Source organism: Arthrobacter sp. PvP023, from assembly GCF_017832975.1.
GTDB lineage: Bacteria > Actinomycetota > Actinomycetes > Actinomycetales > Micrococcaceae > Arthrobacter.
The window spans coordinates 3,741,036-3,764,866 of the sequence record NZ_JAFIBI010000001.1 but is presented as its reverse complement, the minus strand read 5'-3'; the positions used below and the strand labels follow the sequence as shown (position 1 = coordinate 3,764,866).

Genomic DNA, 23,831 nt, shown 5'->3' with positions numbered 1-23,831 from the left:
GAAATGGACGTGACTTGCGGTGGCGGCTACCGGTAGGTAACAAGTTCTCAACAATCTCCTCGCTTGGGTGGCGGCGTGGTGCCCGGACGTGTTCCAGGCCACTACAGTAGCTGTCATCAGTGCGCCTCGGCGCAGTGCTGCGAAACCATCAGTGAAAACAGAATTTCAGTGTGGAGCATTCGAAACGGACACTCATTGAACTCCCGTCGTAGCGCCTATCTCTTTGTTCCTGGAGGAAAATTGAAGAACTCACTGCGTGCAACCCTCAAGCGCGGTTCAATGACCGGAGTTGCCACCGCCGGGGCGGCCGCTCTGCTGCTGACCGGCTGCGGTGCTGCCCCGGAAGCGGGCAGCACCGCCAGCGCCACCGCCAGCGACTACACGGGCTGCATCGTGTCCGACTCGGGTGGATTCGACGACCAGTCGTTCAACCAGTCCTCCTACGAAGGCCTGAAGAAGGCCGAAAAGGATCTCGGGATCAAGGTCAACCAGGTCGAGTCCAAGACCAACAACGACTTCGAGCCGAACCTCCGCGCCATGGTCACCGCAGGCTGCGACCTGACCGTCACGGTCGGCTTCCTCCTCGGCGATGCCACCAAGGCACAGGCCACGGCCAACCCGGACAGCCACTTCGCCATCATCGACTTCGGCTACGAGACCCCCATCAGCAACGTCAAGCCGATCATCTACGACACCGCCCAGGCTGCCTTCATGGCCGGCTACCTGGCGGCAGGCTCCACCAAGACCGGAACGGTGGCAACCTTCGGCGGCATCAAGATCCCCACGGTCACCATCTTCATGGACGGCTACGCCGACGGTGTGAAGTACTACAACGAACAGAAGGGCAAGGACGTCAAGATCCTTGGCTGGGACAAGGCGAAGCAGGACGGCAGCTTCACCGGCGACTTCGAAAAGCAGGACAAGGGCAAGCAGCTGACCCAGAACTTCCTGGACCAGGGCGCAGACATCGTGATGCCCGTTGCCGGCCCCGTCGGCAAGGGAGCAGGCGCAGCACTCAAGGAAGCCAAGGCGGCAGGCAAGGACGTCAAGCTCATCTGGGTTGACTCCGACGGCTTCCTCACCGCCCCTGACTACAAGGACATCATGCTGTCCTCCGTCATGAAGCAGATGGGCGAAGCAGTGGAGACCGTCGTGAAGGAAGACAAGGACGGCAAGTTCAGCAACACGCCGTATGTCGGCACCCTCGCGAACGACGGCGTGCAGCTGGCTCCGTTCCACGATCTGGAGTCCCAGGTTCCCGCGGAACTGAAGACCGAACTGGAACAGATCAAAAAGGACATCATCGACGGCAAGCTGAAGGTCGAGTCGGCAGCGAGCCCGAAGGCCTAATTCCCTCCGCAAAGCGCCACCACCCGGTTGGTCATTGACTTCCGGGCGGTGGCGCTTTGCGTTGAGCGTCGGCTTTTCCGGGCTGCGCCGCCCGCTCCGCCAGAGGCTGCAGGCACTAGGCTGGTGCTGCAGCCACATATCCCGTCCGGGCACATTTTCCGGACGCTTCGAGATTGGTCAGAGTTTTGAAACTTGAACTCAGAGGGATCACCAAACGCTTCGGCTCCCTTGTTGCCAACGATCACATCGATGTGGTTGTTGAACCCGGGCAAATTCATTGTTTGCTTGGTGAAAACGGCGCTGGCAAGTCCACGCTGATGAATGTCCTGTACGGCCTGTACGAGCCAAGTGAGGGCGAAATCCTGGTGGACGGCAAGGCCGTCACCTTCCGCGGCCCGGGTGACGCGATGGCTGCGGGCATCGGCATGGTGCACCAGCACTTCATGCTGGTTCCGGTCTTCACTGTTGCGGAAAACGTGGCGCTCGGCGCCGAAACCACCAAAGCCGGCGGCTTCCTCAACCTGGACGACACCCGGCGGAAGATCAAGGAGATCTCCGACAAATACGGTTTCGACGTCGACCCCGACGCCCTGATCGAGGATCTTCCCGTCGGTGTCCAGCAGCGCGTGGAAATCATCAAGGCCCTGGTCCGCGACGCCAAGGTGCTCATCCTTGACGAGCCCACCGCCGTGCTGACACCGCAGGACACCGACGAACTCCTGGACATCATGCGCCAGCTGAAAAGCCACGGCACCTCCATCGTCTTCATCTCCCACAAACTCCGCGAAGTGAAGGCCGTCTCCGACACGATCACGGTCATCCGGCGCGGCAAAGTGGTGGGCACCGCGGACCCGGGTGCTTCGACCACTGAGCTTGCCTCCATGATGGTGGGCCGCGCAGTCAACCTGACCCTGGACAAGGCCCCGGCCAAGCCGCAGGAAACCACGTTCAAGGTCAAGGACCTCACCGTGATCGCCCCGACAGGCCAGCACGTGGTGGACGGAATCAGCTTCGACATTGCCCGCGGCGAAATCCTGGCCATCGCGGGAGTGCAGGGCAATGGCCAGACCGAACTGACGGAAGCCATCCTTGGCCTGCAGGACCGCGTCCACGGCTCCATCATGCTGGACGGCGAGGAGCTCCTGGGCCGCAGTGTCAAGGAAGTACTCGGCGCCGGCGTCGGCTTTGTCCCGGAGGACCGGACCGTTGACGGGCTGATCGGCACGTTCTCCATCGCGGAGAACCTGGTCCTGGACCGCTATGACCAGCCGCCATTCGCCAAAGGCATCAGCATGAGCCCTGCCCGGATCCTCGAGAACGCGAAGTCCAGGATCGACGAGTTCGACGTCCGGACCCCGTCCGGGGCGCTGGCCGCAGGGACCCTCTCCGGCGGCAACCAGCAGAAAGTGGTGATGGCACGGGAGCTGTCCCGCCCGCTGAGGCTGTTCATCGCTTCCCAGCCCACCCGTGGCGTGGATGTAGGTTCCATCGAGTTCCTGCACAAACGCATTGTGGCTGAACGGGACCAGGGCACGCCGGTGATGATTGTGTCCACCGAACTGGATGAAGTGATCGAACTGGCGGACCGGATCGCCGTGCTCTACAAGGGCAAGCTGGTGGGTATCGTCCCGGCCGGCACCGGACGCGACGTCCTGGGCCTGATGATGGCAGGGCTTTCCCCGGAAACCGCCCACGCTGATGTCGCCCACAGCGGCGGCAGCAAGACCAGCGGGCACCAGCCCGTCCAGACTTCCACCTCCGGTGCCGAAGGAGGCGACCAGTGACTGAACAGGACAATCCCAAACACGTGGCTGATGTAAACGCGGCGGACCACCGTGACGCCCAGGCCCCCGAGCCGCAACGTGCCGAACCCCAGGCGCCGGCCGAAGAGGCCGCAGCCGCCGCCGCGCTGGACACGGCCGGCGGGGCGATGCAGCCTTCGGCTGTCCCCGTTTCGGCCCAGAGCGGCACCGTTCCGGGCGGGGCGGACACCCTGGTCCGGCGGATCTTCACGGGCAGCGGCATGGTGTCGGTGCTGGCCGTCCTGCTGGCCCTGATCCTCGGCGGACTGCTGATTGCCAGCACGGACAAGCAGGTGGGTGCCACGGCAAGCTACCTCTTTGCCCGGCCGTCGGACTTCCTCTCGGCTGTCTGGACCGCGGCGACGCGCTCGTACGTCGCGCTGTTCCAGGGGTCCGTCTTCAACCCCCGCGGTTCCAGCGTTGCGGTGCAGTTCGCTCCGCTGATGGAGACCCTCACCATCGCCACCCCGCTGATCACCGCGGGCCTGGGCGTTGCGCTGGCATTCCGGGCAGGCCTGTTTAACATCGGTGCCCAGGGCCAGATCATCATGGCCGGCATCCTCGCCGCCTGGGTCGGTTTCGCACTGCACCTGCCGCTGGGCCTGCACCTGCTGCTGGTCCTTGTGGCCGGCATCGTGGGCGGCGCCATCTGGGGCGGACTCGTTGGCCTGCTGAAGGCCCGCACCGGGGCCCATGAGGTCATCCTGACCATCATGTTCAACTACATTGCGTTGTACTTCCTGCGATACCTGTTGAATACCCCGGCGTTCCAGCGGCCGGGGGAGTCCAACCCCATTTCGCCGATTCTGGATCCCACAGCGGTGTACCCGCAGATTTTCGGGACCCAGTACCGGCTCCACCTCGGCTTTGTCCTGGCCATCGCGGCCACGGTCTTTGTCTGGTGGCTGCTGAACCGCTCCACCGTGGGCTTCGAATTCCGTGCGGTCGGGGCAAACCCCAAAGCAGCACTGACCGCCGGCATCAACGTCCCGCGCGCCACTGTCCTGGTCATGGCGATCGCCGGCGCCCTGGCGGGCCTGTCCGGCGTGGCGCAGGTGGCGGGGACAGAAAAAGTCCTGACCGACGGCGTCGCCGCCACCTACGGTTTCGACGCCATCACCGTTGCACTCCTGGGACGCTCGACGCCGTGGGGCACCTTCGCCGCCGGCCTGCTGTTCGGCGCCTTCCGCGCCGGCGCGGTACAGATGCAGATCCAGACCGGGACCCCGATCGACATCGTGCTCGTGGTCCAGTCACTGATCGTGCTGTTCATCGCGGCGCCGCCGCTGGTGCGTGCCCTCTTCGGGCTCAATCCCCGCAAGAAGAAGGCCGCAGCGGCCGGCAAGTCCACGACTGCAGCAACCACCGGAGGTGCAGCATGAGCACAACAGCAACATCACCCGTTCCGGGAAAGCCGCAGCAGGGAAAGCCCCAGCCGGGAACACAGCGGACTGCCGCAGACAATGCCCCCGCGGTATCCGCGAAACCCGTGACGTGGAAGGTGCCGGTCCTGCTGGCCGTCCTCGGCGTCGTCGCGTTCATTTTCTTCGGCGTCATGGGACCCAACCAGACGGCCAAGTTCGGGATTTCCTCCAGCGGCGATTTCTTCCAGCTTCCGGCCATCGAAGTTCCGGCTTTCCTGGGCGGAATCGTCCTGTCGGTCCTGATGCTGGGCCTCGCCGCCTACGCGGTGTACCTCAAGACGCGGAACGAAGCTTCTCCCGGCTGGCTGCCCATCGTCTTCATCGTGCTCTTCGTGGCAGCGTTCCTGATCTGGGTGGTGGGCGGCGCCCGCACACCGAGCATCTCGCTGGCCGGACTCATCGCCGGTTCCGTAACGCTCGCCGTTCCGCTCGTGTTCGGATCCCTTTCCGGTGTGCTCTGCGAACGCGTCGGCGTCGTCAACATCGCGATTGAAGGCCAGCTGCTTGGCGGTGCCTTCACCGCCGCGATGGTGGCCACGCTGACCAGGAGCCCCTTCATCGGGCTGCTGGCAGCGGCCGTTGCCGGTGCCCTCGTCTCCATGGTCCTGGCGGTCTTCAGCATCAAATACCTAGTCAACCAGATCATCGTGGGCGTGGTCCTCAACGTCCTGGTCTCGGGCCTGACCGGCTTCCTGTTCAGCACTGTGATGCAGGCAAACAAGGCGCAGTTCAACTCACCGGGACGGCTGCCCATCATCGACATCCCCGTGCTGTCCAGCATCCCGGTGATCGGGCCTATCCTCTTCAAGCAGTCCGTGGTGGGCTACCTGATGTACATTGCGGTCATCGTGGTGTGGGTCGGCCTCTTCAAGACCAAGTGGGGCCTTCGCGTCCGGGCCGTCGGGGAGCACCCGCAGGCCGCGGACACCATGGGCATCAAGGTCAACGCCACACGCTTCTGGAACGTCACCCTCGGCGGTGCTGTTGCAGGCATCGGCGGCTCCTTCTTCACCCTGGTGGCCATCGACAGCTTCACCAAGGAGATCTCGGGCGGACGCGGCTTCATTGCCCTGGCAGCGCTGATCTTCGGCCGGTGGAACCCGATCGGGGCCTTCTTCGCGGCGCTGCTGTTCGGCTTTGCGGACAACCTGCAGAGTATTGTGACCATCATCGGCACGCCGGTTCCGAGCCAGTTCATGGCCATGCTGCCGTACCTGGTGACGGTTCTCGCCGTGGCCGGGCTGGTGGGCCGCTCCAGGCCCCCGGCCGCCAGCGGCATACCGTACGTCAAGGGATGACGGCGGTGGACAAGGATCCGTCGCGCACAGGCACCGGCCTGGAAAGCCGCGATATCGACTGGACGGCTCTCGAAGCCGCCGCCGTTTCAGCCATGAAGAACGCGTACGCGCCATATTCGAAGTTCGCGGTGGGGGCAGCGGCCCTCACCGCGGACGGCCGGATTGTGAGCGGCTGCAACGTCGAAAATGCCAGTTACGGCCTGACGCTGTGCGCCGAATGCGCATTGGTGGGCAACCTGCACATGACCGGAGGGGGCCTGCTGCGCGCCTTCTACTGCGTGGACGCCGGAGGCAACATCCTGATGCCGTGCGGACGCTGCCGGCAACTGCTATACGAATTCCGGGCACCCGACATGGAACTCATGACCACGCAGGGAATCAAAACAATGGACCAGGTGCTACCCGATGCCTTTGGTCCCCAACACCTGGAGGAACCCCGGTGACACCAACCCCGAGCAATACTGAAGCGTTCGACGCCGTCGACATCATCCGCATCAAGCGGGACAGGGGCGTGCTGAGCCCGGCCCAGATCGACTGGACCATCGACGCCTACACCCGCGGTGCGATCGCCGACGAGCAGATGGCCGCCCTGAACATGGCCATCCTGCTCAACGGCATGGACCGCGCGGAAATATCGCACTGGACCGCCGCGATGATCGCATCCGGCGAACGGATGGACTTCTCCGGACTGAGGCGAGCCGACGGCAGCGTGAAGCCGACGTCGGACAAGCACTCCACCGGGGGAGTGGGAGACAAGATCACGCTGCCGCTGGCACCGCTGGTTGCTGTTTTCGGCGTGGCTGTGCCGCAACTCTCCGGCCGGGGCCTCGGCCACACCGGCGGCACCCTGGACAAGCTGGAATCCATCCCGGGCTGGCGCGCAGCGCTGAGCAACGACGAAATGATGGCTCAACTCCAGGACGTCGGGGCAGTGATCTGCGCCGCGGGCGCCGGACTGGCCCCTGCGGACAAAAAGCTCTATGCCCTGCGCGACGTCACGGGAACGGTGGAGGCCATCCCGCTCATTGCCTCCTCCATCATGAGCAAGAAAATCGCCGAGGGTACCGGCTCGCTGGTCCTCGACGTCAAGGTGGGCAGCGGCGCCTTTATGAAGGACGAGGCCCGCGCCAGGGAACTGGCCGAGACGATGGTGGCCCTGGGCAAGGACGCCGGTGTCAACACCGTGGCCCTCCTGACGAACATGAACACGCCACTGGGCCTGACCGCCGGGAACGCGATCGAGGTGGAGGAATCGGTGGAGGTGCTGGCCGGCGGCGGTCCGGAAGACGTCGTGGAACTGACGGTCCGGCTGGCGGAGGAGATGCTCGCCTGCGCCGGCGTGCATGACGCCGACCCGCGCGCCGCACTCAAGGACGGCCGGGCCATGGACGTGTGGAACCGCATGATCGAGGCCCAGGGCGGGGATCCCCGGGCCAAGCTCCCCGTTGCCAGGGAATCCGAAATTGTCTACGCTCCGGCTGACGGTGTCCTCGTGGAGCTGGATGCCCTGGCCGTTGGCGTGGCCGCGTGGCGGCTGGGTGCCGGCCGGGCGCGCAAGGAGGACCAGGTCCAGGCAGGCGCCGGCGTCCGGCTGCACGCCAAGCCCGGTGCCGTGGTCCGTGCCGGTGAGCCCCTGATGACGCTGCTGACGGACACCCCGGAGAAGTTCGGGCGCGCCAGGGAAGCCCTCGAAGGGTCCGTCGTCGTCGCGCCGGAAGGCTCCCGGCCGGCGCAGAAACTCATCATCGACCGCATCGCCTGATCCCGTGGTTCTCCCCGTCCGGGTTCCTGCGGCAGCGGCTCCACTGGCCGCCCGTGGACCGGCCGGGGAGAAAACGGGTGGTCCCGGCCGTTAGGAAACTGTGCAGGCTATCAACGACTTCATTCTCGCGGCGGCGGGGCAGCCCTGGGTTCTCCTCCTGGTGCTGGCCTGCTGCGTGATCGACGGGTTCTTCCCGCCGATCCCCAGCGAGTCGGTGGTTGTTGGCTTGGCGGCGGTCGCTGCGACGGCCGATGTCCCCAACCCGTGGCTTCTGATGCTCATGGCCGCACTCGGGGCCTTCGGCGGCGACAACATCGCCTACGTGATCGGACGGAGGGTGGGCACCCGCCGTTGGCGGTGGATGCGCGGGCCGCGGATGCAGGCCGCCTTTCACTGGGCCGGGAGGGAACTCCGGAAACGGCCGGCGTCGCTGGTCCTCGTGGCCCGGTTTGTGCCGATCGGCCGGGTGGCTGTCAACCTCACGGCGGGCGCCACCCATTTCCCGCACCTGCGTTTCGTGGGCCTGACCGTCTTGTCCGCAGCGCTTTGGTCCTCTTACTCAGTGGCAATCGGGCTGTTTTTCGGGCAATGGTTCGAAGACAACCACCTGCTGGGTGCCGCCATTGCCATCGCCTGCGCGATCCTCCTCGGCATCATCGTGGACATCCTGATCAGCCGCCTCCGCGGCCGGCTGCCCGAGGAGCCCACGGGGGAAGCCGCGCCGGGACCCTGACCGGCTGTCCGGCGTCCGCTGAACGGTGTGGGGAAGCACCGGACCGCGGGTCACTTTTTCCCGGCCGTAGCGTAGCGGATTATGCCGCTGACATGGGACACTAAATAGCGATTTCCGTCACTTTATAGGAGCAGGGCCCCGCGTGGAATTTATCAATGAGGCAGTGCTCCATGCCGCAGGTCAATGGTGGATATATCCGATCCTGCTGGTGTTCTTTTTTGTTGACGGCTTTGCGATGGTTGTCCCCAGCGAAACACTCATCGTGGCGCTTGCGGCATTTTCGCGCCAAAGCGGTGAACCCAACCTCTGGATCCTTGGCGTGACGGCGCTGGTCGGTGCCATCGCCGGAGACAACATGGCCTACATGCTCGGGCGGAAGATCGGGCTTGAACGCTGGCGCTGGATGCGCAAACCCAAGGTGCAGAAGGTCTTCGCATGGGCCCACTATGAGCTGGAGAAGCGCGGCGCCGTCCTGATCTTCACGGCCAGGTACATCCCGTGGGGCCGTGTGGCAGTCAACTACGTTGCCGGCACCACCGCTTTCCCGCACCGCAGGTTCTTCATCCTGGACGCACTTGCCTGCGTCACCTGGGTGGGTTACTCGATCGGGATAGGCCTGCTGGCGAGTTCCTTCCCCTTGCTGCATGACAATCCGCTGCTCGGCGCCGGCATTGCGGTGGTGTTTGCCATCATCCTCGGCATCATCATCGACCACCTGCTGCGCTGGTGGCACAAACGGCTGGGACGCCACGATGATGCACGTCCCGATGTGGCGTCCACGACGGGGGCCGGCAGGGAAGCCTCCCCGGAACCTGGAATGCGCGCCGAGCGGGACGCCGCCGTCGAGGTCGCCCCGCTGGCCATGCCCGCCGTCGCCGAAGCGGAAACGGGCCGCTGAAAGGGGCTTCGGCCCCAGCCGTCCCTACCGGGTGGCGCCGGACGCCGTCCGACCCTAAGGTTGGAACCGTGACTGAGCCTATTCTTGACGCTGCCCCTGCCATCGACTTCGACCTCAAGAGCCTCCCCAAGGTATCCCTGCACGACCACCTGGACGGCGGCCTGCGCCCGGCCACCATCATCGAACTGGCGGAAGCCGTTGGGCACACACTGCCGTCCACCGATCCGGTGGCGCTGGGGGAGTGGTTCCGCGAATCCGCCGACTCCGGCTCCCTGGTCCGCTACCTCGAGACCTTCGACCACACCATCGCCGTGATGCAGACCAAGGAGGGTCTGTTCCGGGTGGCCAAGGAATTCGTGGAAGACCTGGCCGACGACGGCGTGGTGTACGGCGAAGTCCGCTGGGCACCGGAACAGCACCTGCAGAAGGGCCTGACGCTCGACGAAGTGGTCGAGGCCATCCAGGAAGGGCTTGACGCCGGCGTGGACGCCGTTGCCGAAACCGGCCGGGAGATCCAGGTGGGCCAGCTCATCACCGCCATGCGCCACGCCGACCGGGGCCAGGAAATCGCCGAACTGGCAGTCCGCCACCGTAACAACGGAGCAGTGGGCTTCGACATCGCCGGAGCCGAGGACGGGTTCCTGCCGTCCCGCTTCCGCGATGCGTTTACCTACCTCGCCCAGCACAACTTCCCCGCCACGGTCCACGCCGGCGAAGCGGCAGGACTCGAAAGCATCCAGTCCGCCCTGGTCGACGGCCGTGCCCTGCGGCTCGGCCACGGCGTGCGCATCGCCGAGGACATCACGGTCGAGTTCGACGACGAGGACTCCGCAGAGGAAGCCGACGAGAACATCGGCATGGTGACCCTCGGCGAACTCTCCAGCTGGGTCCGCGACCGCGGCATCGCCTTGGAAATTTGCCCCTCCTCCAACCTGCAGACCGGAGCCATCGCCGGCTTCGGCGAGGGCATCGAAAGCCACCCGCTGGACATGCTGTACCAGCTCGGCTTCAATGTCACGATCAATACGGACAACCGGCTGATGAGCGGCGTGACCCTCACCGACGAGTTCGAACTGCTCGTGGAAACCTTCGACTACGACCTTGACGACATCCTGGAGCTCACGCTCAATGCCGCCGAAGCCGCCTTCCTGCCGCTGGAGGAAAAGGAAGCCCTCGTTGAGTACATCAACGACGCCTACGCCAACCTTGCCTAACGACGGTTCAGTTCCGGTTGCCTCCCTGGTGGGCGTCATAGCCGCCCTCAGGGAGCACTGCCCCTGGATGGGGGCGCTGACGCACGAGTCGCTGGTGGAGTACCTCCTTGAGGAGGCCTTTGAGGTGGCCGAAACAATCGAAACCGGCGCCGACCAGGCAGAGCTCCGCGGGGAGCTGGGCGATGTCCTGCTCCAGGTGGTGCTGCATGCCCGCCTCGCAGAGGAACGCGGGAGTTTCGGTTTCGACGACGTCGTCCAAGGCCTCACGGCAAAGATGATCCGCCGGAACCCGCACGTTTTCCGGCCGGACGGCTCGCTCCAGGACACCTTCCCGGCCAGTGTCGAGGAGATCGTCCGGAACTGGGACTCCATCAAACGGGCGGAGAAGCCGGAACGCGGTGATCCCTTCGAAGGAATTCCGCAAGGGCTTCCGGCCCTCGCGCGCGCCCAAAAGTCGTTGGACCGGGCCGCCCGTGCAGGGCTCGCGGTGGCCCCCGGATTCCGCCCGGGGCTGGCTGTGCCGGCGGGTCCGGTGGTTGAGCGGGTCGGTCCGGTGGTTAGGCTTGTCGAACCCATGGACTCCGAAAACCAGCTCGGCGATCTCCTGTTCGAGCTCGTCGCCGCTGCCCGCAGCAGGGGTTTCGACGCCGAACGCGCCCTCCGTGGGGCAGTCCGGCGGTACCAGGACGGCCACCGCCCTGCTCACCCTGACCTGCCCCGGACGGGATCATGACGTCCGGGTGCTGGATAGGTTTCCGTAACGTGCACCACTCTCGACTACGCTAGTCCCTGACGAGGACGTCGAGTTTTTCCGCTAGTTTCCCAGTAAATCGCTTCACCATAAGGAGCATATTCATGGCGCTTATCGATGCCATTCACGCCCGCGAGATCCTCGATTCCCGTGGCAACCCGACCGTAGAAGTTGAAGTTCTGCTTTCCGATGGCCAGATCGGCCGCGCGGCAGTTCCCTCCGGCGCCTCCACCGGCGAACACGAGGCTGTTGAGCTCCGCGACGGAGACAAGGGACGCTACCTTGGCAAGGGCGTCCAGAAAGCAGTCGACGCCGTCATCGACCAGATCGCACCGGCACTGACCGGTTTCGACGCCACGGACCAGCGCAGCATCGACCAGGCCATGATTGACCTGGACGGCACCCCCAACAAGTCCAAGCTCGGCGCCAACGCCATCCTGGGTGTTTCCCTGGCAGTGGCCAACGCCGCCGCAGCCTCCGCTGATCTGCCGCTGTACAAGTACCTGGGCGGCCCCAACGCGCACGTCCTGCCCGTTCCGCTGATGAACATCCTCAACGGCGGCTCGCACGCTGACTCCGATGTGGACATCCAGGAATTCATGATCGCCCCGATCGGCGCCGAGACCTTCTCCGAGGGCCTGCGCTGGGGCGTTGAGGTTTACCACAACCTCAAGTCCGTCCTGCAGGCCAAGGGCCTCTCCACCGGCCTGGGCGACGAAGGCGGCTTCGCGCCGAACCTGCCGTCCAACCGCGCGGCACTGGACCTGATCCAGGAAGCCATCAAGAACGCCGGCTACACCCCGGGCAAGGACATTGCCCTGGCACTGGACGTTGCCTCCTCCGAGTTCTTCAAGGACGGCGCCTACCAGTTCGAAGGCAAGGCCCTCTCCGCCACCGAGATGAGCGCCTACTACGCCGAGCTCGTGGCCGACTACCCGCTGGTTTCCATCGAGGACCCGCTGGATGAAAACGACTGGGACGGCTGGAAGACCCTCACCGACGCAATCGGTGACAAGGTACAGCTGGTCGGCGACGACCTCTTCGTCACCAACCCGTCCATCCTGCAGCGCGGCATCGACACGGCTACTGCCAACTCCCTGCTGGTGAAGGTGAACCAGATCGGTTCGCTGACCGAAACCCTGGACGCCGTGTCGCTGGCACAGCGGGCCGGTTACACCACCATCACCTCGCACCGCTCCGGCGAAACCGAGGACACCACCATTGCTGACATCGCCGTTGCCACCAACGCGGGCCAGATCAAGACCGGTGCACCGGCGCGCTCCGAGCGCGTTGCCAAGTACAACCAGCTGCTGCGCATCGAAGAAGAACTCGACGACGCCGCACGCTACGCCGGACGCAGCGCCTTCCCGCGTTTCAAGGGCTAGCATCCAAAAAAACAGCTGACCGGTGGCTATGGTTGAAAGACCATGGCCACCGGTTTTGTTTGTGGTCCGCTTTTGAAGGAGTGTCATGGCAACCCGACGTCCCAAGGTTCCCCGGGCCACGCCCGCGGTGCGTCAGTCCAAGGACGCCGACGACGGCGCTGACGTCATCCGCGCGGATTTCGGCGCAACGCGCCACCTGCCCGCTGACGGCGAAGCCAAAACGCCCGCCGCGCCCGCGAAAACCACCACGGCCGGACGGCTGGGCGCTTCGGTCAAAGCCGGGGTCGCAGCCGGCAAGCAGGCAGCCGGCCGGCCGGCAGGCAGTCAAGCCGGCGCGAACGCCTCGGGTGCTGCTGCCAAGGACGGGACGGACAGCCAGGATCCCGTGCCCGCAAAGGCCTTCTCCGGCCGGATGCTGGCCCTGGCCGTTGTCATGATTGCCATCACCATCATGCTGGCCCCTACGGTCAAGATCTTCATCGACAAAAAGGCCGAGATCGCCGCGCTGGAGGCCGATATCGCCGCACGGAAGACCGAGCAGGACGGCCTGAAACTCCAGGTGTCCCGCTGGCAGGACCCGAACTACGTGAAACAGCAGGCCCGCGACCGCATTAACATGGTTATGCCGGGAGAAACCGGCTACTGGGTGTTTGGCAGCGATCTGCCGGCCGGGACCGCCAGTGGCCAGGCCGGAACAGGAACAGCAGAGGACCCGGCCAACCTGCCATGGGTGGACTCGCTTTGGGAGTCCATCAGGCGCTCGGCAACAGACTAGAGGCGGTGCCCTCCGCCGGCTTTCCCACGGGTCAGCCTTCAAGGGCAGGAAGGCGGCCGCGCCAGTGGACCAGCATGCAGTAGGCGACAACGCCCTGGGCGGGCAACCCGTGACAGAAGACGCCTCGACCGTACCCGCGTACAGCCACCCGTCCGCCCGGGACCTGGACGTGCTAAGCCGCCAGCTGGGGCGCCCCGTGCGCGACGTCGTCGAAATCCCCGCCCGCTGCGTGTGCGGCAACCCCTTGGTCGCGGCGACGTCACCGCGGCTCAGTAACGGAACGCCGTTCCCCACCACGTTTTATCTGACCCACCCGGTCATCACGTCGGCGGTATCACGGCTCGAGGCCGCCGGCCTGATGAACCGGATGAACGAACAGCTCGCTGAGGACTCCGCTCTCGCCGCAAGCTACCGGGCCGCCCACGAGGCGTACCTCGTGTCCCGGGCGGAGATTGGCGAACGGTCCGGCATTGGCGCCGTGCCCGAGATCGACGGCATCTCCGCCGGCGGGATGCCCACCCGGGTGAAATGCCTCCACGTCCTGGTGGGCCATTCCCTGGCCGCCGGTCCCGGCGTCAATCCGCTCGGTGATGAGGCCATTGCCGCCATCAGTGAATGGTGGACCGCGGACCGCTGCTACTGCGACGGCGCCTGGGATACCGGCGGAGAAGCGCCGTCCAAGGACCTCAGCCGTCACGGGCCGCAGGGGCTCCCCGACATCGTGGGCCGTCCGGCGCCCGTCCGCAAGACCCAGCGGCACGCTGATAGCAACCACGCTGATGAGAATACCGGGAACACCACGGAGGCTGCCCAGTGAACCGCGTTGCCGCCATTGACTGCGGAACCAATTCCATCCGTCTCCTGATCGCCGATGTGGAGGGAAACGGGAGCAGTTCCAAGCTGACCGACGTCGTGCGCGAAATGCGTGTGGTCCGGCTGGGCCAGGGTGTGGACGCAACCGGCGAACTGGCACAGGAGGCGCTGGAGCGCACTTTCGCCGCCACGTCGGACTACGCCGCGCTGATCCGCGAACACGGGGCCGGGAAGGTGCGCTTCGTTGCCACCTCCGCCACCCGGGATGCCAGCAACCGGATCGTGTTCGTGGACGGTATCCGCGAGATCCTGGGCGTCGAGCCGGAGGTGATCACCGGCGATGAAGAGGCGGCCCTGTCCTTCGCGGGCGCAAGCAGCGTCCTCCCGTCCCGCGGCGCCGACCCCGTGTTGGTAGTGGACCTCGGCGGCGGAAGCACCGAATTCGTGCTCGGCGACGCCAGCGGCGTCATTGCCGCCAAATCCGTGGACGTCGGCTGTGTCCGGATGACGGAACGCCACCTTCGCAACGATCCGCCGTCACCGGAGCAGATCGCCGCGGCGGAGGCCGACGTCGACGCCGCCATCACCGAGGCGGGACTGGTCGTTCCGCTGGAACGCACCACCGCCGTCGTCGGTGTGGCAGGGTCCGTCACCACCATTACGGCCCATGCGCTCCGGCTGCCGGAATACTCGCCCGCGGCGATCCACGGCGCGGAACTTCCCCTCGGCACATTCGGCGAGGCGTGCACGGACCTCCTCGGCATGTCCAAGGCCGAGCGGGCCGGACTTCCGTACATGCATCCCGGCCGGGTGGACGTCATCGGCGCCGGCGGTCTGGTCTGGCGCCGTGTACTGGAGCACCTCGCGGAGGTAACGGAGGGAAGGATCACTTCGGCTGTCGCCAGTGAACACGATATTCTCGACGGAATCGCCCTGAGTATCAGCTAGTGCGTTGGTATCAGCCAATGACTTCGCATCAGCCGGGTTCCGCTACAGCCGGATCCTTGTCCCGCCGATGCCACGCGACCGGAGCCTGCCTCCGCACCGCGCCATCACATGTAAAGCCGATTGGACCCGAATGACCAGAGCAACAACCCGCTGGGGCCGGATGGCCTCCGCCGTGACTGCACTTGCCCTGGCCGCAGCTAGCGTGGCAACGTCGCTGATCGCGGCACCGGAAGCCCGGGCCGATTCATGGCGGGACAAACAGTACTGGCTGGCCGAATCCGGCATCACCAAAGCGTGGGAAGTTTCGAAGGGCGCCAATGTCAAGGTTGCCGTCATCGACAGCGGCGTGGATGCCAAGCACCCCGATCTGAAGGGCGCCGTCGTTGGCGGAAGCGATGCCTCCGGGGCCGGCAGCGCCGACGGACAAAAGAGCATCGGCTCGAAACCTGAGCACGGGACCCTGGTGGCAACCATGCTGGCCGGCCGCGGCCACCAGCCGCCGAAGTCGACGGCTACGCCCACACCCGGCGCCCCTCCGGCGCCGGGCCCGGACGGAATAGTGGGCGTGGCCCCCGAAGCACAGATCCTGTCGGTGTCCACGTGGCTGGGCTCCCCGAACCCCGGCGGCAAGACCGACCAGGAACAGATCCCGGCCGCCGTCCGCTGGGCCGTGGACAACGGCGCGCGCGTGATCAACATTTCGCTGGGCAGCACCTCGCCGGAATGGCCGCAAAGCTGGGACGCAGCGTTCCTCTACGCCGAACAAAAGGACGTGGTTATCGTCGCCGCGGCGGGGAACCGTGTGGGTGGCAACGTGCAGGTGGGCGCCCCCGCAACCATCCCCGGCGTCCTGACGGTGGCAGGCCTGGACCGCAAGGGCGCCGCCAGCGTTGATTCCTCGTCCCAGGGCATCAGTATCGGCGTGGCCGCACCGGCCGAAGACCTCATCGGCGGCATGCCCGGGGACGGCTATGCGGAATGGGCCGGAACATCCGGCGCCACCCCGATCGTGTCCGGGGTGGCGGCGCTAATCCGCTCGAAGTGGCCTGAGATGACAGCGAGCCAGGTCATCAACAGGATAGTCACGACGGCGAAGGACGCCGGGGCGCCGGGGAAGGACCCCATCTACGGCTTTGGCGTACTTAACGCGGAAGCCGCCCTGAAGGACGACGTGCCGGAAACGAAGGTCAATCCGCTGGGCACGGTCGCTGATTGGATCAGGATCCACCGCCGTGGCGAGTCCGCCGCGACCACCCCTGCGGCTGAACCTGGCAACAGCCCGACGAGTGCGCCGGCCACGCTGCCCGCCGCCACCATCCCGGTGGCCGAAGCTCCGTCCCAGATGGACAGTGCGGTTCCGGCCATGGTTGTCATCGGCTTCGGAATGCTGTTCCTGGCCATCATCGGGGGCGCCGTCTATCAACTGCGACGGGCGTCCAGGAACCCCGGGAATCTAAGCGATGAGCCCGAGACCGGGGTGCTGGACAAGGTGGACTCCAACGGAACGTAACGGCGCCGGATTAGTTAGTGAAGATTTTCACAAACTACTGTATTCTTGAAACATGGCAACAACCCCACAGCTCCAGGACCGTCCCAGGGTACTCGTCGTCGGCGGCGGGTACGTCGGCCTGTACGTAGCCCTCAAACTGCAGAACAAGATCGCGAATGCCGGTGGCATCGTCACTGTCGTTGATCCGCTGCCCTACATGACCTACCAGCCCTTCCTGCCGGAAGTTGCCGGCGGAAACATCGAGGCGCGCCACGCTGTCGTCTCGCACCGTCAGCACCTGAAGCAGACGGAACTCATCCAGGGCCGCGTCACCTCGATCGACCACGCCAACAAGACCGCGGTGGTTGCACCGTCCGATGGCGGCCCGAACTTTGAGGTGCCGTACTTCGACGTCGTACTGGCTGCTGGTGCCATTACCCGCACCTTCCCCATCAAGGGCCTTGCGGACAAGGGCATCGGCCTGAAGACCATCGAGGAAGCCGTTGCGCTGCGCAACAAGGTCCTCGAGCGGATCGAAGCCGGCTCAACCATCACTGATCCTGCCGAGCGCGCCCGCGCCCTCACCTTCGTGGTGGTTGGCGGCGGCTTCGCCGGCATCGAGTGCATCACCGAGATGGAAGACCTCGCCCGCGCGGCGGTCAAGAACAACCCGCGCGTCAAGCAGGAGGAAGTCCGCTTCGTCCTGGTGGAAGCCATGGGCCGCATCATGCCCGAGGTCACCGCCAAGCAGGCCGAGTGGGTCGTGGAGCACCTGCGCAGCCGCGGCATTGAAGTCCTGCTGAACACCTCGCTGGACAACGCCGAGGGCTCCCTGAAGCTCATCAACCTGCCGGACAAGACCCCCGCCCAGGAATTCGAAGCGGATACCCTCGTCTGGACTGCTGGTGTGCAGGCCAACCCGATGGTCCGCTCCACAGACTTCCCGCTGGAGCCGCGCGGCCGCGTCCGTGTACTTCCGGACCTGCGTATTGCCGGTGACGAAGGCATTATCGAGAACGCCTGGGCTGCCGGCGACATTGCCGCCGTGCCGGACCTCACGGGCAGCGGCCTGCCGGACGGCACCTGCGTGCCGAACGCGCAGCACGCCCTTCGCCAGGCCAAGCGCCTCGCGAAGAACCTGTGGGCCTCCCGCTGGGACAAGGAACTCAAGGACTACAAGCACAAGAACCTGGGCGCCGTTGCCGGCTTCGGCGAATGGAAGGGCGTTGCCAACATCAACCTCCTGGGCCGCATCGGACTCAAGGGCCCGCTCGCCTGGCTGGCACACCGCGGCTACCACGGCATGGCCATGCCCACGTTCGAGCGCAAGTTCCGGGTGATCATCAACTGGATCATCAGCTTCTTCGCAGGCCGCGACACCACCCAGCTGCTGGACCTGGACAACCCGCGCGGAGCTTTCGTCGCTGCGGCCACTCCTGCTCCCAAGCCGGCCGCGGCTCCCGTCGCCCCGGCGGCTGACAAGCCGGCTGAATCCGGCAGCAACAGCCAGCAGAAACAGACTGTATCGGCTGACACCAAGTAGCCACCCAACGCCGATGGCGGCCGTTCCCCCCGGGGAGCGGCCGCCATTGTTGTTTAATGGCTCAATGACTGGTGAAAAGGACATCCGGGCTCTCTTGGCATCCATCCATCCCGTCCTTCGCGAGGGGGAATACGTCTACGTCCTGTGGCCGTACGGCAGGCCGCTGGTTCCAGGCATCGAAGCCGCAGTCCGGGAAGCGGAAGGGCTCACTGTAGTGCTGCCGCGGGCCGAGGCGGACAGGCTGGAGCTTCGCTACGACTTCGTTGCCTCCTGGATCACCCTCCAGGTGCATTCGTCGCTCGAAGCCATCGGGTTGACTGCCGCGGTCAGTGCGGCGCTCACCAACTCCCGGATCAGCTGCAACGTCCTCGCAGGGTTCCATCACGACCACCTCCTGGTTCCGGTGGCTGATGCGGACCGCGCCCTGGAGATACTTCATGAACTGGCTGCAGCAAGTACCGAGCAGCCTGCACCGCAGCTTGTCCTGCGCACTGAACAGCCGGCGGACAGGCCCGCCATCCTGGAGCTCACGGCGGCGGCCTTCTCGGTCTCGCCGGCTACCGGGCTCCCCGTGGACGGCGAACCCGTGGAAGTGGGGCTGTTGAAGCAGTTGTTCGACTGCGACGAGTACCTGCCTGAGTTCAGCATCGTCGCTGAACAGAACGGTGAAGTGGTGGGCCATGTCATCAGCACGCGGGGCTGGGTGGGGGACTTTGAGCTGCTGGGGCTTGGCCCCATTGGTGTGGTGCCGCGGCTGCAACGACACGGCATCGGCTCGGCACTTATGCAGGAAACCGTCACGCGCGCCAATGCCGCGGGGGAGAGGGGCATCGCCCTCCTGGGCAGCCCGGAGTACTACTCCCGATTTGGCTTTGTGCCGTCGGTTTCCCTAGGCATCGAACCGCCCGAGGCTGAATGGGGAGAGGCCTTCCAGTTCCTCCCGCTCGCTGTCTGGCCCGGCGGCATCCACGGCACGTTCCGGTATGCCGGGCCTTTTGAGCGGCTCTGACGGGATACCATTGACCGGGCGCCCCAGTAGCCCAATTGGCAGAGGCAGCGGACTTAAAATCCGCGTGTTGTGGGTTCGAGTCCCACCTGGGGTACTTCCTTGTATTCGCCGTGCCGCCCTTCACTGTGCCTGCTTCCGGCCTGCTCCTTCCGCATTTCAGCGCTCCCGCGCCATGGTGTCCCATATGCAACGACTGTTATAAGGATGTGACCATAGTCACTTATGTTCGGGGCGAAATTGCACTAGCTTGAAGTTAAATCAGGAACACCTGGTAATTCGCATCAAAGGCCGTTCGCACCTTTCGATCGAGGAGACTCTTAATGATTTCACTCCCCCAGGCGGCGCCGCGAGTCGCTAAGCTCACAGCGCTTAGCATCGGCGTCGCCCTTCTGGCTACGGCTTGTGGCGGCTCGTCCACCCCGAGTTCGACGGGTTCCACCACTCCGGCGGCATCCGGGATTGCCTGTCCCGCACCCAGCGCCAGCGGTGGCGCCACCACCCCGGCAGGCGCAGGCGGCTCGGTCCCTGCCTCGACCACCACTACCGACACGCCGCTCAAGATTGGCTCCCTCCTGCCGACAACGGGGTCGCTGGCGTTCCTCGGCCCGCCCGAAATTGCCGGTGTGAACCTGGGCATCAAGGAAATCAATGACGCAGGCGGCGTTCTGGGCAAGCCCGTCGAGGTGATCCACCGCGACTCCGGCGACACCAAGACCGACATCGCAACCCAGTCCACCACCGCACTGCTGGGCAGCGGCGTCAGCGCAATCGTCGGCGCTGCTTCGTCGGGCGTTTCCAAGACCGTCATCAACCAGATCACCGGTGCCGGCGTTATCCAGTTCTCGCCGGCAAACACGTCTCCCGATTTCACCACCTGGGATGACAAGGGCCTCTACTGGCGCACGGCTCCGTCCGATGTGCTGCAGGGCAAGGTCCTCGGCAACTACATGGCTACTTGTGGCGCACAGACCGTCGGCATGATCGTCCTGAACGATGCGTACGGCACCGGCCTGGCCAAGAACGTCAAGTCTGCGTTCGAAGCTGCCGGCGGCAAGGTTGTTGCCGAGGAGCTCTTCAACGAAGGCGACTCGCAGTTCAGCAGCCAAGTGGACAAGGTCATTGCAGCCAAGCCGGATGCGATTGCCCTGATCACCTTCGACCAGGCCAAGAGCATCGTTCCCCTGATGACCGGCAAGGGCATCAAGGCAACCCAGATGTTCCTGGTTGACGGCAATACCTCTGACTACAGCAAGGACTTCCAGGCGGGCACGCTGAAGGGCGCCCAGGGAACCATCCCGGGCACGTTCGCCAAGGACGACTTCAAGAAGAAGCTGCTGGCCATCGACCCGGCTCTGAAGGACTACAGCTACGCAGGCGAGTCCTACGACGCCGTCAACCTGATTGCGCTGGCAGCGGAGGCCGCCAAGAGCACCAAGGGCACTGACATCGCCAAGCAGCTGAAGGCGGTATCTGAAAGCGGCGAGAAGTGCACGGACTTCCCGACCTGCGTGACGCTGCTCCGCAACGGCAAGGATATCGACTACGACGGCCAGTCCGGTCCGGTGACCTTCTCCGACGCCGGTGACCCGACGGAAGCCTACATCGGCATCTACGAGTACCAGGATGACAACACCTACAAGCCGTCCAAGGAAGAATTCGGCAAGCTGTAAAGCCGACTCAACCTGGATAGCTCGAAAGCCCCCGTCCTTTTCGGACGGGGGCTTTCTGTTGCCTGGTGGAGCGGCTTCAGGCGCCTCCGCAGGCATCTAAGGCAGCACACGGCTCAGGCATGCAGAAGGGCCGCCACCAAGCGGTGACGGCCCTTCTGCGGCTCGTAGGGGCGGCTTAGACTTCGTCCGCCAGCGTGCCGAGGTACAGCTGGATCACCTTGGGATCCTTCATGAGCTCCCGGCCGGTGCCGGTGTACGCGTCCTTGCCCTGGTCCAGCACATAGGCACGGTCGCAGATCTGCAGGCACCGGCGGGCGTTCTGCTCCACCATGATCACCGAAACGCCGGCCCGGTTGATCTCGTGGACCCGCAGGAAGGTCTCATCCTGTTTGACGGGGGAGAGGCCTGCGGACGGCTCATCGAGCAGCAGGACGGCAGGCTCCATCATCAGGGCACGTCCCATCGCCACCATCTGGCGTTCACCGCCGGAGAGCGATCCGGCCCGCTGGGCGCGGCGCTTGCCGAGCTCAGGGAAGAGGCTCGTGACGAAGTCGAACCGTTTGGCAAAGTCCTTGGGCCGCTGGAACATGCCCATCTGCATGTTCTCCTCAATGGTCAGGGTAGCGAACACATTGTTGTTCTGCGGGACGAAGCCCACGCCCTTGGCCACGAGTTTGTTGGCCTTGAGCCCGGTGATGTCCTGGCCTCTGACCACAACGGAGCCCGAGTGCACCTTCACCAGCCCGAACATCGCCTTCAGCAGCGTGGACTTTCCGGCGCCGTTGGGGCCGATGATGCCGATCAGTTCACCTTTGCGGGCTTCAATGCTGCAGCCGTTGAGGATGTTGACGCCGGGGATGTAGCCAGCCACCAGGTTGGTGACCGTGACCACTGCTTGGTCCGCGGCGGCTGGTGTGGCGGCTGATGCCGCACTGGTGGCGCTCATTCGGTGTCCTTCTTCCGGGTTTCGGGCGCCGGCTCCTTGTCGGCGGCAACGACGTCGACGGCGATGATGCCGGCGTTCTCGGTGCCCACGATTGACTCTTCGTCGGCCACGAGTTCGGCGGCCAGTTCCTTGATGCCTTCGGCGTCGCCCAGGTCCACGTCGTGGTGGGCGCCCAGGTAGGCATCGATCACGGCGGGGTTCTTCATTACTTCCTGTGGCGGCCCTTCAGCGACGATCTTGCCTTCGGCCATCACCACCACCCAGTCGGCAATGTGGCGCACCATGTTCATGTCGTGCTCGACGAAAAGCACGGTCATGCCTTCTGCCTTGAGGTTCTTGATGTGGTCAAGGAGGGACTGGGTCAGCGCCGGGTTGACGCCGGCCATAGGCTCATCCAGCATCACCAGCTTGGGCCTGACCATCAGCGACCGCGCCATCTCAAGCAGCTTGCGTTGGCCGCCGGACAACGATGCCGCGTAGTCATCCTTCTTCGCATCCAGCTTGAACTTCTCCAGGAGGACGTTGGCCTGGGCCGTGATTTCCTTTTCGCGGCCGCCCCACATGCCCTTGAACAGGGCCTTGGAAAGCCGCTCACCGGGCTGCTCCGAGCCGCCCAGCCGCATGTTTTCCATGACGGTCAGTTTGCCCATCACCTTGGTCAGCTGGAACGTGCGGACCATGCCCATCCGGGCCACCTTGTAGGGGGAGACGCCGGCGAGGCTGTTGCCTTCGAACTGCCATTTTCCGGAGTTCGGTGTGTCAAAGCCGGTCAGCAGGTTGAACAGGGTGGTCTTGCCGGCACCATTGGGTCCAATGAGCGCGGTGATTTTGTGGCGGGGGATCTCAAGGTATTCGACGTCGACGGCGTTGATGCCGCCGAAGCTGCGGGTGACGTTTTCCGCGACGACGATCGGATCCCGCTTCTTGCAGCCCGGGGCCGTTTCGCCGGCGGCGATCGGCCGCGTGTCCGTCATGTAGTCAATTCCTGCGGTGTTACCGCTGTTCCCGGTGCCATTCGCTGTTGGCACATTGCGTTGTTCACTCATGCGAACGCCAACTCCTTCTTGTTGCCGAAGACGCCCTGGGGCCGGAAGATCATCAGCAGCATCAGGGCGACACCCACGAGGATGTAACGCAGCTGCCCGGCCTGGACCGTGTTGAGCCAGGTCACCGCCCCGGATTCGATCAGGCCGTAGAGGATGCCCTGGGTGAGCGAGAGCACCACCCAGAAGATCATTGCGCCCACTACCGGGCCAAGAACTGTTCCAAGCCCGCCCAAAAGCAGGCAGGTGTACAGGAAGAACGTCAGCTCGGTACCGTAGTTGGCCGGCTGGACCGCTCCGCGGGGGAGGGTGAAGATCATGCCGGCCAGGGCGCCGAGGACGCCGCCGATGACCAACGCCTGCATCTTGTACGCGTAGACGTTCTTGCCCAGTGAGCGGACCGCGTTCTCGTCCTCGCGGATGCCCTTGAGGACGCGTCCCCACGGGCTGCGCATCAGCAGCCACACCAGGGTGCAACAGACGATCACGAGACCCCAGCCAACCACGCGGATAAAGAAGTCCCTGTTGTTCATTCCGAAGTAGGAACCTTCGGGGAACGGGTTCATGGAGTAGAACCCGCCTTCGAAGGCGGCAAGGCCGTTGGCGGAACCCGTCACGGACGTGAGCTGGTTGGTGGTGACGATGTAGCGGACGATTTCCGCCGCCGCGATCGTCACGATGGCCAGATAATCGGCGCGCAGGCGAAGGGTTGGAATGCCCAGCAGCAACGCGAAAATAGCCGAGCAGACGACGGCGATGAGCAGGCCCACAAAGAACGGCACGCCGAAGCTAAGCGTCGAAATGGCGAAGCCGTAGGCCCCTACCGCCATAAAGCCTGCCTGGCCGAAGTTGAGCAGGCCGGAGTAGCCGAAGTGAACGGCGAGGCCGAGCGCGGCAAGCGCGTACGCCGCCGTCGTCGGGCTGAACAGTTCACCGGCAGCGCTGGAAAAAATGAATCCAAAGTCCATGGCTGTGTCT

General features: G+C 64.9%; 21 protein-coding genes and 1 tRNA gene. 19 read left to right on the top strand and 3 right to left on the bottom strand.

Annotation, left to right across the window (positions count from 1 at the left end; translation table 11 throughout):
- Positions 1 to 279: 279 nt before the first annotated feature.
- From JOE31_RS17110 to JOE31_RS17020, 19 genes are all read left to right on the top strand, one after another.
- Positions 280 to 1,350: a BMP family protein gene (locus JOE31_RS17110; protein WP_209748552.1), complete on the top strand. Its 1,071-nt coding sequence runs from the start codon at positions 280 to 282 to the stop codon at positions 1,348 to 1,350.
- Between the two features lie 185 nt (positions 1,351 to 1,535).
- The gene (locus JOE31_RS17105; RefSeq protein WP_209746641.1) at positions 1,536 to 3,134 is read left to right on the top strand and encodes an ABC transporter ATP-binding protein; all 1,599 of its coding nucleotides are present in this window, start codon (positions 1,536 to 1,538) and stop codon (positions 3,132 to 3,134) included.
- The gene (locus tag JOE31_RS17100) at positions 3,131 to 4,534 is read left to right on the top strand and encodes an ABC transporter permease (RefSeq protein ID WP_307864439.1); all 1,404 of its coding nucleotides are present in this window, start codon (positions 3,131 to 3,133) and stop codon (positions 4,532 to 4,534) included. The genes JOE31_RS17105 and JOE31_RS17100 overlap by 4 nt, the downstream gene beginning before the upstream one ends.
- Positions 4,531 to 5,874, top strand: a complete 1,344-nt coding sequence (locus tag JOE31_RS17095) for an ABC transporter permease (RefSeq protein WP_209746639.1) — start codon at positions 4,531 to 4,533, stop codon at positions 5,872 to 5,874. Before JOE31_RS17100 ends, JOE31_RS17095 begins: the two co-directional genes overlap by 4 nt.
- Positions 5,871 to 6,317, top strand: a complete 447-nt coding sequence (locus JOE31_RS17090) for a cytidine deaminase (RefSeq protein WP_209746637.1) — start codon at positions 5,871 to 5,873, stop codon at positions 6,315 to 6,317. Before JOE31_RS17095 ends, JOE31_RS17090 begins: the two co-directional genes overlap by 4 nt.
- On the top strand, positions 6,314 to 7,636 hold the full coding sequence (locus JOE31_RS17085) for a thymidine phosphorylase (RefSeq protein ID WP_209746635.1): 1,323 nt from the start codon (positions 6,314 to 6,316) through the stop codon (positions 7,634 to 7,636). The genes JOE31_RS17090 and JOE31_RS17085 overlap by 4 nt, the downstream gene beginning before the upstream one ends.
- A 100-nt stretch (positions 7,637 to 7,736) precedes the next feature.
- Positions 7,737 to 8,369, top strand: a complete 633-nt coding sequence (locus tag JOE31_RS17080; protein WP_209746633.1) for a DedA family protein — start codon at positions 7,737 to 7,739, stop codon at positions 8,367 to 8,369.
- Between the two features lie 142 nt (positions 8,370 to 8,511).
- Entirely contained in the window at positions 8,512 to 9,267 is a 756-nt protein-coding gene (locus JOE31_RS17075) for a DedA family protein (protein WP_209746631.1), read from the top strand.
- Between the two features lie 68 nt (positions 9,268 to 9,335).
- Positions 9,336 to 10,481 (top strand): adenosine deaminase, encoded by a 1,146-nt coding sequence (locus tag JOE31_RS17070; protein ID WP_011691006.1) that lies wholly within the window; start codon positions 9,336 to 9,338, stop codon positions 10,479 to 10,481.
- A gap of 67 nt (positions 10,482 to 10,548) precedes the next feature.
- Positions 10,549 to 11,214, top strand: a complete 666-nt coding sequence (locus tag JOE31_RS17065) for a MazG nucleotide pyrophosphohydrolase domain-containing protein (protein ID WP_245199814.1) — start codon at positions 10,549 to 10,551, stop codon at positions 11,212 to 11,214.
- A gap of 122 nt (positions 11,215 to 11,336) precedes the next feature.
- A complete protein-coding gene (eno, locus tag JOE31_RS17060; RefSeq protein ID WP_209746627.1) occupies positions 11,337 to 12,617 on the top strand; it encodes a phosphopyruvate hydratase in 1,281 nt (426 codons plus the stop codon).
- An 85-nt stretch (positions 12,618 to 12,702) separates the two neighbouring features.
- Positions 12,703 to 13,392: a septum formation initiator family protein gene (locus JOE31_RS17055; RefSeq protein WP_209746625.1), complete on the top strand. Its 690-nt coding sequence runs from the start codon at positions 12,703 to 12,705 to the stop codon at positions 13,390 to 13,392.
- A gap of 109 nt (positions 13,393 to 13,501) precedes the next feature.
- Entirely contained in the window at positions 13,502 to 14,209 is a 708-nt protein-coding gene (locus JOE31_RS17050) for a DUF501 domain-containing protein (protein ID WP_209748549.1), read from the top strand.
- The gene (locus JOE31_RS17045) at positions 14,206 to 15,153 is read left to right on the top strand and encodes a Ppx/GppA phosphatase family protein (protein ID WP_209746623.1); all 948 of its coding nucleotides are present in this window, start codon (positions 14,206 to 14,208) and stop codon (positions 15,151 to 15,153) included. Before JOE31_RS17050 ends, JOE31_RS17045 begins: the two co-directional genes overlap by 4 nt.
- A gap of 130 nt (positions 15,154 to 15,283) precedes the next feature.
- Positions 15,284 to 16,663, top strand: coding sequence for a S8 family serine peptidase (locus JOE31_RS17040; protein WP_245199235.1), 1,380 nt, complete (start codon positions 15,284 to 15,286; stop codon positions 16,661 to 16,663).
- A gap of 52 nt (positions 16,664 to 16,715) precedes the next feature.
- Positions 16,716 to 18,185 (top strand): NAD(P)/FAD-dependent oxidoreductase, encoded by a 1,470-nt coding sequence (locus tag JOE31_RS17035; protein WP_209746621.1) that lies wholly within the window; start codon positions 16,716 to 16,718, stop codon positions 18,183 to 18,185.
- Positions 18,186 to 18,249: 64 nt separating this feature from the next.
- Positions 18,250 to 19,194, top strand: a complete 945-nt coding sequence (locus JOE31_RS17030; protein WP_209746619.1) for an N-acetyltransferase — start codon at positions 18,250 to 18,252, stop codon at positions 19,192 to 19,194.
- A 20-nt stretch (positions 19,195 to 19,214) separates the two neighbouring features.
- Positions 19,215 to 19,288: transfer RNA gene (locus tag JOE31_RS17025), tRNA-Leu, on the top strand.
- Positions 19,289 to 19,514: 226 nt separating this feature from the next.
- Positions 19,515 to 20,864 carry an ABC transporter substrate-binding protein gene (locus JOE31_RS17020; RefSeq protein ID WP_209746617.1) on the top strand — a complete coding sequence of 450 codons (1,350 nt, stop codon included), beginning with the start codon at positions 19,515 to 19,517 and terminating at the stop codon, positions 20,862 to 20,864.
- A 175-nt stretch (positions 20,865 to 21,039) separates the two neighbouring features.
- On the opposite strand, the gene JOE31_RS17015 is transcribed toward JOE31_RS17020, so the two are convergent.
- The 3 genes from JOE31_RS17015 to JOE31_RS17005 are packed head-to-tail and all read right to left on the bottom strand — an operon-like array spanning position 21,040 to position 23,821.
- The gene (locus JOE31_RS17015; protein WP_209746616.1) at positions 21,040 to 21,810 is read right to left on the bottom strand and encodes an ABC transporter ATP-binding protein; all 771 of its coding nucleotides are present in this window, start codon (positions 21,808 to 21,810) and stop codon (positions 21,040 to 21,042) included.
- Entirely contained in the window at positions 21,807 to 22,856 is a 1,050-nt protein-coding gene (locus JOE31_RS17010; RefSeq protein ID WP_374100858.1) for an ABC transporter ATP-binding protein, read from the bottom strand. The genes JOE31_RS17015 and JOE31_RS17010 overlap by 4 nt, the downstream gene beginning before the upstream one ends.
- Entirely contained in the window at positions 22,853 to 23,821 is a 969-nt protein-coding gene (locus tag JOE31_RS17005; protein WP_209746614.1) for a branched-chain amino acid ABC transporter permease, read from the bottom strand. The genes JOE31_RS17010 and JOE31_RS17005 overlap by 4 nt, the downstream gene beginning before the upstream one ends.
- Positions 23,822 to 23,831: the final 10 nt, after the last annotated feature.